The sequence below is a fragment of the Amycolatopsis sp. NPDC052450 genome, assembly GCF_044547565.1.
GTDB lineage: Bacteria > Actinomycetota > Actinomycetes > Mycobacteriales > Pseudonocardiaceae > Amycolatopsis.
In genome coordinates, this window is sequence record NZ_JBIUAQ010000017.1 from 153,594 (window position 1) to 161,205 (window position 7,612).

General features: G+C 69.7%; 10 protein-coding genes. 4 read left to right on the top strand and 6 right to left on the bottom strand.

The window, feature by feature from the left end; all coding sequences use genetic code 11:
- Window positions 1-61 precede the first annotated feature (61 nt).
- Complete coding sequence (locus ACIHAO_RS26425) at window positions 62-943, bottom strand: RNA polymerase sigma-70 factor (protein WP_396562111.1); 882 nt, start codon at window positions 941-943, stop codon at window positions 62-64.
- Between the two features lie 171 nt (window positions 944-1,114).
- Between ACIHAO_RS26425 and ACIHAO_RS26430 the strand changes: the two genes are divergently transcribed.
- Window positions 1,115-1,600 carry a carboxymuconolactone decarboxylase family protein gene (locus ACIHAO_RS26430; protein WP_396562113.1) on the top strand — a complete coding sequence of 162 codons (486 nt, stop codon included), beginning with the start codon at window positions 1,115-1,117 and terminating at the stop codon, window positions 1,598-1,600.
- A gap of 51 nt (window positions 1,601-1,651) precedes the next feature.
- On the opposite strand, the gene ACIHAO_RS26435 is transcribed toward ACIHAO_RS26430, so the two are convergent.
- The 4 genes from ACIHAO_RS26435 to rimO all read right to left on the bottom strand — a co-directional run bounded on the left by ACIHAO_RS26435 (window position 1,652) and on the right by rimO (window position 4,747).
- The gene (locus ACIHAO_RS26435; protein WP_396562115.1) at window positions 1,652-2,101 is read right to left on the bottom strand and encodes a helix-turn-helix domain-containing protein; all 450 of its coding nucleotides are present in this window, start codon (window positions 2,099-2,101) and stop codon (window positions 1,652-1,654) included.
- A 101-nt stretch (window positions 2,102-2,202) separates the two neighbouring features.
- Entirely contained in the window at window positions 2,203-2,664 is a 462-nt protein-coding gene (locus ACIHAO_RS26440; RefSeq protein ID WP_396562117.1) for a CinA family protein, read from the bottom strand.
- Entirely contained in the window at window positions 2,661-3,302 is a 642-nt protein-coding gene (gene pgsA / locus ACIHAO_RS26445) for a CDP-diacylglycerol--glycerol-3-phosphate 3-phosphatidyltransferase (protein ID WP_396562119.1), read from the bottom strand. The genes ACIHAO_RS26440 and pgsA overlap by 4 nt, the downstream gene beginning before the upstream one ends.
- Window positions 3,299-4,747 carry a 30S ribosomal protein S12 methylthiotransferase RimO gene (gene rimO, locus ACIHAO_RS26450; RefSeq protein ID WP_396562121.1) on the bottom strand — a complete coding sequence of 483 codons (1,449 nt, stop codon included), beginning with the start codon at window positions 4,745-4,747 and terminating at the stop codon, window positions 3,299-3,301. Before rimO ends, pgsA begins: the two co-directional genes overlap by 4 nt.
- Before the next feature lie 88 nt (window positions 4,748-4,835).
- On the opposite strand from rimO, the gene ACIHAO_RS26455 reads away from it, so the two are divergent.
- Window positions 4,836-5,363 (top strand): amino-acid N-acetyltransferase, encoded by a 528-nt coding sequence (locus tag ACIHAO_RS26455; RefSeq protein WP_199753985.1) that lies wholly within the window; start codon window positions 4,836-4,838, stop codon window positions 5,361-5,363.
- A 41-nt stretch (window positions 5,364-5,404) separates the two neighbouring features.
- Here the strand turns inward: ACIHAO_RS26455 and ACIHAO_RS26460 are convergent, their stop codons facing one another.
- Window positions 5,405-5,938, bottom strand: coding sequence for a CGNR zinc finger domain-containing protein (locus ACIHAO_RS26460; protein ID WP_396562123.1), 534 nt, complete (start codon window positions 5,936-5,938; stop codon window positions 5,405-5,407).
- 58 nt (window positions 5,939-5,996) lie between these two features.
- On the opposite strand from ACIHAO_RS26460, the gene ACIHAO_RS26465 reads away from it, so the two are divergent.
- On the top strand, window positions 5,997-6,845 hold the full coding sequence (locus ACIHAO_RS26465) for an alpha/beta fold hydrolase (RefSeq protein WP_396562125.1): 849 nt from the start codon (window positions 5,997-5,999) through the stop codon (window positions 6,843-6,845).
- 10 nt (window positions 6,846-6,855) lie between these two features.
- Window positions 6,856-7,500, top strand: coding sequence for a nitroreductase family protein (locus tag ACIHAO_RS26470; protein ID WP_396562127.1), 645 nt, complete (start codon window positions 6,856-6,858; stop codon window positions 7,498-7,500).
- Window positions 7,501-7,612: the final 112 nt, after the last annotated feature.

Genomic DNA, 7,612 nt, shown 5'->3' on the forward strand with positions numbered 1-7,612 from the left:
CTGTGATGTCCGCGACCTTTCGGGTTCAGCGTCCGGTGACCGTGGGTGAAAACGGCCGGAGTCAGCGGCGCAAAGCGGTCTCCTGTTCCATGCGTGACAACTTTTCGGGGTTCCGCACCGCGTAGAGCCCGGTGATGAGGCCGTCGTCGACGCGCAGCGCGAGAACGGTGTCGACCTCGTCGCCGAGGCGGACGATCAGCGCGGGATGCCCGTTGACCTGCGCCGTCCGCATCGTCGCCGCGTCGTCGCGGACCGGGCGGCTCGCGGCCAGCAGCGGCGCGACCATGGCCGCGCCCACGACGGGTTCGAGCACCGCCTGCACCAAGCCGCCCCCGTCGCCGAGGAAGACGACGTCCGGTGAGAGGACGTCGAGCAGTCCTTGCAGGTCACCTGTCCGGACGGCGCGGTGGAACGCGTCGAGCACGTTCCGGGTCTCACCGGGGGACGCGGCACCTCGCGGCCGCCGCGCGGCGACGTGCGCCCGGGCCCGGTGGGCGATCTGGTGGACCGCGGCCGGGGTCTTGCCGACGGCTTCGGCGATCTCGCCGTACGCCACGTCGAACACCTCACGCAGCACGAACACCGCGCGTTCGGTCGGCGTGAGGGTCTCCAGCACCAGCAACATCGCCATCGAGACGCTGTCGGCCAGCTCGACGTCTTCGGCCACGTCCGGGGTGGTGAGCAGCGGTTCGGGCAGCCAAGGGCCGACGTAGGACTCCTTGCGGCGGCCGAGCGTGCGCAGCCTGCCGAGCGCCTGCCGGGTGGTGACGCGGACCAGATAGGCCCGCGGGTTCTCCACGGTGCCGAGATCGACGCCCGACCAGCGCAGCCAGGTCTCCTGGAGGACGTCTTCGGCGTCGGCGGCCGAGCCGAGCATCTCGTAGGCGACGGTGAACAGCAGGTTCCGGTGGGCGACGAACGCCTCCGTGGCGGTATCGGACATGGATGGCTCCTGTTCTCGGCGGCGGTGTCCCCCACCAGACGCCGCGTCCCCTCGCTTTCTGACACTCCGAAGCCGTGGCGCACGTCACGTTCCGATGCTGTCAGGGCTGCCGGGCTCCCGGCATCTGGTGGTCGTCCGGTTCAGCCCACGACCACGAATGAGGACGAGATCATGGATTCCCGTTTCGATCTGAACAGCAACGAGCTCGGCGCGAAGATCGGCAAGCGCTTCGCAGGAGTCAGTGTGGCCATCAAGGGGTCGACGCTGCCGAAGGTCACCCAGGAACTGGTGTCGCTGCGGGCCAGCCAGCTCAATGGCTGCGGCTTCTGCGTCGACGCCCACGCCAAGGACCTGGCGGCCGCCGGCGAACCCGCGGTCCGCGTCAACCTGGTCGCCGCCTGGCGCGAATCCACCGTGTTCACCGAGGCCGAGCGGGCCGCGCTGGCGCTCGCGGAGGAAGGCAGCCGGATCGTTGACGCGCATCAGGGCGTCTCCGACGAGACCTGGGACCGGGTGCGGAAGCACTACGACGACGACCAGATCGCCGCGCTGGTCTATCTGGTCGCGATGATCAACGCCGCCAACCGGCTGCTCGTCATCACGCACACCAAGGGCGGCTCGTACCAGGCGGGCACGTTCGACGCCGTCGCGAACTGACGGGAAAGGCCCCAGGCGGACTGCCTGGGGCCTTTTCCGTTCACAACCTTGCTAGGCGGCGACCATCTTCGGTGCGGAGATGGTCGTCCGCAGGGCGGGGCTCATCCGCGGCGGTGGCGAGATCCGCAGATCGGCCAGGTCGTTGCCGATCAGCTCGGACACCAGGCGGCCGCCTTCGAGCTCGCCCGCTTCGGTCTTCTCCCGCTCCGGAGCACGCCGCTTTCCGGCCTCGACCTTTTCGTCCACCGGGGCGACCTCGACGTTGTCCATCGCCGAGACGTCCGCCGCGACCTTGTGCAGGAGTTCGCCCAGCGGAAGTTCCAGGGCCTCGCAAATGGACGCCAGCAGCTCGCTGGACGCCTCCTTCTGCCCACGCTCGACCTCGGACAGGTAGCCGAGGCTCACCCTGGCGGCGCGGGAGATGTCCCGCAGCGTTCGACGCTGGTTCGTGCGGGCGTGTCGGAGCCGGTCGCCGATCGCCTCGCGCAACAGCACGGTCATCACGCGCCTCCCTTCCAGGACTGACTACCCCCTACGTTACCCAGAGCGGTGCCCCGGGCGCAGGTGTTGACACGGCAATACGCCAAGGGCGAACGCGGCGATCATGCGAGATGTTCCCCCAGCAGGGCGAACGCGCCCTCGATCGCACCGGCCCTGACCGAGGCTCGATCACCGCTCAAGTCCAGCGTACGGACGGTGAGCACGGCCGGGCCCGCGAGCCCGACGTGGACGGTGCCGGGTGCCACGCCGTCCTGTCCGTCCGGACCCGCGACGCCGGTGAGGCCGAGGCCCCAGGTGGCGCCGCACCGGTCTTTCGCGCCGACGGCCAGTTGCGCCGCGACCTCGGGATGAACGGCGCCATGCGCGGCGAGGAGGTCTTCGTCGACGCCGGCCAGCGTCGCCTTGAGATCGGTCGCGTAGACGATCAGGCCACCGCGGACGACGGCACTCGATCCGGGGATCTCGGTCAGCGCCGCGCAGACCAGCCCGGCGGTCAGCGACTCCGCCGTCGCCACCGTCTCCCCGCGCTCGATCAGGTGAGTGATCAAGGTCTCAGAGTTCATGCGCCCGCGGCACGCCTTCCGGCGGCGCGCAGCCGCACCGCGCGCACGACGTAGTCGAGCCCGGTCACGACGGTCAGCACGAGCGCGAGCCCCATCAGCACCCAGCGCACCGGCTCGGCCGACGCCGGCAGGGGCAGCAGGTACGCGGTGATGGCCGCGACCTGCGCGAGCGTCTTGGCCTTGCCGCCGCGGCTGGCCGGGATGACACCGTGCCGGATCACCCAGAACCGCAGCAGCGTCACCCCGATCTCGCGGATCGCGATGACGATGGTGACCCACCAGCCCAGTTCGCCGAGCACACTCAGCCCGACCAGCGCGGCGCCGATCAGCGCCTTGTCCGCGATCGGGTCGGCGATCTTGCCGAAGTCGGTGATCAGCCCGTACTTGCGCGCCACCCAGCCGTCGACCTGGTCGGTGAACGACGCGATCGCGAACAGCGCGGTCGCGATCGCGCGCCAGAAGGTGTCCGTCCCGTCGCCGGTGAACAGCGCCAGCACGAACAGCGGCACCAGCACCAGCCGCGACATCGTGAGCAGGTTCGCCAGGTTCAGGGTCGGGACCGGGGTGGCCTCGGGAACCCGGGCGTGCTCACCACCCGTCCCCTCACCGGCCCCGGCGTCGCTCGGGGCGGCATTCACCGGTCGGCCTCGAGCGGCGCGGGCCGCACGATCAGGTCGACGCCTTCGGAGTCGACGACCTCGCAGCGCACGAAGTCACCCACCGCCAGCGCGGGCAGGTCTTCCGTCTCGATCAGGACGCATTCGCCGTCGACCTCGGGGGCCTGGTGCGCGGCGCGGCCGATGGGGTCCTCGCCGTCCTCGGCCTGCTCGATGAGGACCTCGACGAAGTCACCGATCCGGTCTTCGGCCCGCTGCGAGGTCAGTTCCTCGACCAGCGCGGAGATCCGCGCGACCCGCTCGGTCACCACGGACTCGTCGAGTTTGCCGTCGAAGGTCTCGGCCTCGGTGCCGTCCTCGTCCGAATACCCGAAGACGCCCACCGCGTCCAGCCGCGCGCCGTTCAGGAAGCGCTCCAGCTCGGCGAGATCCTCCTCGGTCTCACCGGGGAACCCGACGATGACGTTGGTGCGGATGCCGGCGTCGCGCGAGTACTCACGGATCTGGTCGCACAGCGCGAGGAACGAATCCGTGGAGCCGAAGCGGCGCATGCGGCGCAGCACGGTCTCACTGGAGTGCTGGAAGGACAGGTCGAAGTAGTCGGCGACACCCGGCGTGGTCGCGATGGCCTTGACCAGGCCGGGGCGCGTCTCGGCGGGCTGCAGGTACGAGACGCGGACGCGTTCGATCCCGGGCACCGCGGCCAGGCGCGGGACCAGCAGTTCCAGCGCGCGGGCGCCGTCACGGCCGAAGTCCTTGCCGTAGGAGGTCGAGTTCTCCGAGACGAGGAAGACCTCCTTGACGCCGTTCTCCGCGAGCCACATCGCCTCGGCGACGATCTCGTCCGGCTGCCGCGACACGAAGGAACCGCGGAACGACGGGATCGCGCAGAACGAGCAGCGCCGGTCGCAGCCGGACGCGATCTTCAGCGCGGCCACCGGGGAGGTGTCGAGCCGGGTCCGCAGCACCCGCGGGCCCCAGCCGTGCTGCGCATGCCCCGGCACCTCGACCGACTCGGCGGCGTCCGGACGCTGCACCGGGCTGATCGGCAGCAGCTTGCGGCGGTCGGAAGGGGTGTGGGACTCGATCTTGCGACCGGCCACGACGTCGTCAAGGCGTTCGGAGAGGTCGGCGTAGTGGTCGAAGCCCAGGACCGCGTCGGCCTCCGGCAGGTTCTCGGCCAGCTCGTTGCCGTAACGCTCGGCCATGCAGCCGACGGCGACGACCTTCTTGCCGGTGTCGGACGCCGCGAGCAGCGTGTCGACCGAGTCCTTCTTGGCGGACTCGACGAAGCCGCAGGTGTTGACGACCACGACGTCGGAGTCCTCGGGCTCGGCGGCGAGCTCCCAGCCGCCCGCCGCCAGCCGACCGGCGAGTTCCTCGGAATCGACCTCGTTGCGGGCGCAACCGAGGGTCAACAAGGAAACGCGACGGGTGGCGACAGGATCAGTGGTGGGAGAAGGCACGTGCCTTAGGGTAGCTGGCCTGTTCGCGGGGTCGGCGATCGCTCGCTCGGGCGAGCCCTCGACCGGGGGATGGCTCGCTGATGGCTTAATGGTGGACGTGCCCTCAGACCCTCTCCTTCGCCGCCATCCGACCGTCCGCCGGGCGCGGATCGCGGACGTCCGCAAGATCAAGGCGCTGGTCGACTCCGACGCGGGGACGGTGCTCCTGGAGAAGGAGCTCGTCACCCTCTACGAGAGCGTCCAGGAGTTCTGGGTGGTCGAAGACGGTGACGACGTGCTCGGCTGCGGCGCGCTCCACGTGCTGTGGGAGGACATCGCCGAGCTGCGCACCATCGCCGTCGACAAGGCCTCCCGCGGTCGCGGCATCGGGCACGCGCTGGTGGAACAGCTGATCGGCTTCGCCCGCGAGATCGGGCTGAAGCGGCTGTTCGTGCTGACCTTCGAGACCCACTTCTTCGCCGGCCACGGCTTCGTCGAGATCGACGGCACCCCGGTGACCCAGGAGGTCTACGAGGAGATGCGGCGCTCCGCCGACCCTGGCGTCGCGGAGTTCCTCGACCTGCCGTACGTGAAGCCCAACACCTTGGGCAACAGCCGGATGCTGCTGGAGCTGTAGCTGAAGGGCGCTTTCACCGCATCGCATGCGGCGATGGTCCTTCAGCCCTTCTTCGCGTGGCGGGCGACCCGGATCCGGTTGCCGCACAGCGACGGCGTGCACCAGACCCGCCTCCTGTTGGCCGCCACGAACAGCATCGAGCAGTCGTGCGCGCCGCATCGCCGCAGCTGGGCGGCGCGTGGACCGGACACGAGGTCGATCGCGGCCACCGCGACGGCGGCGAGCGCGATCTCGCCGCCCTCCTCGCCGTGCCAGGACGTCTCCGCTCCCTCCGCGGTCAGCCGCGGGCTGGTCGGGACGGCGGCCGCGGCCGCGTTGACCCGCTCGACCGCCCATGCCTCGGGCGCCCGCCCGGCCACGGTCGCCTCCAGCACCTCACGCACCGCTGACCGCAGCCGCCTCGTCTGCGCGGCCGACGGCGGCCGGGCGCCTTCGGGCAGCAGGGGCGCCTGCGTCGACCAGAACCTCTCGTGGCCGTCGTCGAGCAGGTCGACCGACGGCGAGACGGCCAGCATCACGGTGTCGGCGAGGTTCACCGCGAGATCGTCACCGGGGAGCGAGTCGAGATCGAGCATTCCTTGACACTATCAGGTACTAATGGTTCAAGACAGTTCTAACCATTAGGGAGGGTTCATGGCGACCATCCGGCACCGCACGGTCAAACTCGGCGACGTCGAGGTCTTCTATCGCGAGGCCGGCGCCCCCGACGCACCCGTTTTGCTGCTGTTGCACGGCTTCCCGACGTCGTCGCACCAGTTCGTACGGCTGATGCACCGTCTCGCCGGCCGGTGGCGGCTCATCGCGCCGGACCTGCCGGGCTTCGGGCAGACCGTCACGCCCGAGGGCTTCATGTTCACCTTCGACCGGCTCGCCGAGGTGCTCGGCGAGTTCGTGGACGCGCTGGAACTGCGCCGATACGCGCTCTACGTCTTCGATTTCGGCGCCCCGGCGGGGCTGCGGCTCGCCGTCTCGCGGCCGTCCGAAGTCACGGCGCTGATCACGCAGAACGGCAACGCCTACGTCGAAGGACTCGGCCCGGCGATGCCGGACTTCGCTTCCCTCACGGACGAAACCGAGGCGCGGCGCGGGTTCGCGGAGATCCTCCAGCCGGAACGGATCCAGTGGCAGTACACCGAGGGCGCCCGCGCTCCGGAGACCATCGATCCTTCGAACTACCTGCTGGACCAGTACTTCCTCGACCGTCCCGGCCGCGTGGAGGCGATGCAGGACCTGCTTTGGGACTACCGGAACAACCCGCCCGTGTACCCGAAGTTCCAGGCGTGGCTACGGGAAGCGCAGCCGCCCGTACTCGCCGTCTGGGGCCGCAACGACCTGTTCTTCGTCCCTGCGGGAGCCGAAGCGTTCCGGGATGATGTTCCCTCGGCGGAGGTTCACTTCTTCGACACCGGGCACTTCGCGCTGGAGGAGGACGTCGAACCGATCAGCGAGCTGATCGACCGCTTCCTGGCGGCACACCACTGAAAGGCGGGACATGGACACCTCGGTCACCGACCATCTGCTCAGCACGACGCGAGCGGTCCGCCGCAAGCTCGACCTGGACCGGCCGGTGGAACCCGAGGTGCTCGAAGAGTGCCTGCGGCTCGCGTTGCAGGCGCCCACGCCGGGGAACCAGCAGGCGTGGCGATGGCTCGTCGTACGGGATCAGGCAGTGAAGGACCGGCTGTCCGAACTGTTCCGGCGAGTCGGGAAGGCGTACCTGGAGGCGAACGCGGCGGCGCTGGGCGAGGCGATCACCGAACCCTCCGTGGCGCGCGCGTTCGCTTCGGGGCAGCACCTGATCGACGTGATCGACCGGGTGCCGGTGTTCGTCATCCCGTGCCTGACCGGCAGGCCGGCCGGTGACAACGCGACCGACGCCGCGTTCTACGGCGGCGTCTTCCCGGCGGTGTGGAACTTCCAGCTGGCGCTGCGCTCACGTGGCCTCGGCTCGACGCTCACGACGTATCACCTGACGCACGAGGCGGAGGCGGCCGAAATCCTCGGCATCCCGGCCGACGTCACGCAGGTCGGGCTGCTGCCGGTCGCCTACACGACGGTGCCGGACTTCAAACCCGCGTCGCGTGTGCCGCTGTCCGAAGTGGCGTACCTCGACGGTTGGGGGAACCCGCTGTCGTGAGCTGGTCGTGGGGGGGTACTTTGGGTTTAAAATAAAAAGCACCACAACCCCCGCGGTTACGGACCCCGAGGCCCCCGGCGGCACCCAAACACAATGTAAAACGCCCGGGGTG

Coding starts and splice junctions, on each gene's coding strand:
- ACIHAO_RS26470 (WP_396562127.1), top strand. CDS start 6,856: ATGGACACCTCGGTCACCGACCATCTGCTCAGCACGACGCGAGCGGTC.
- ACIHAO_RS26465 (WP_396562125.1), top strand. CDS start 5,997: ATGGCGACCATCCGGCACCGCACGGTCAAACTCGGCGACGTCGAGGTC.
- ACIHAO_RS26435 (WP_396562115.1), bottom strand. CDS start 2,101: ATGACCGTGCTGTTGCGCGAGGCGATCGGCGACCGGCTCCGACACGCC.
- ACIHAO_RS26460 (WP_396562123.1), bottom strand. CDS start 5,938: ATGCTCGATCTCGACTCGCTCCCCGGTGACGATCTCGCGGTGAACCTC.
- ACIHAO_RS26440 (WP_396562117.1), bottom strand. CDS start 2,664: ATGAACTCTGAGACCTTGATCACTCACCTGATCGAGCGCGGGGAGACG.
- ACIHAO_RS26430 (WP_396562113.1), top strand. CDS start 1,115: ATGGATTCCCGTTTCGATCTGAACAGCAACGAGCTCGGCGCGAAGATC.
- ACIHAO_RS26425 (WP_396562111.1), bottom strand. CDS start 943: ATGTCCGATACCGCCACGGAGGCGTTCGTCGCCCACCGGAACCTGCTG.
- ACIHAO_RS26455 (WP_199753985.1), top strand. CDS start 4,836: ATGGTGGACGTGCCCTCAGACCCTCTCCTTCGCCGCCATCCGACCGTC.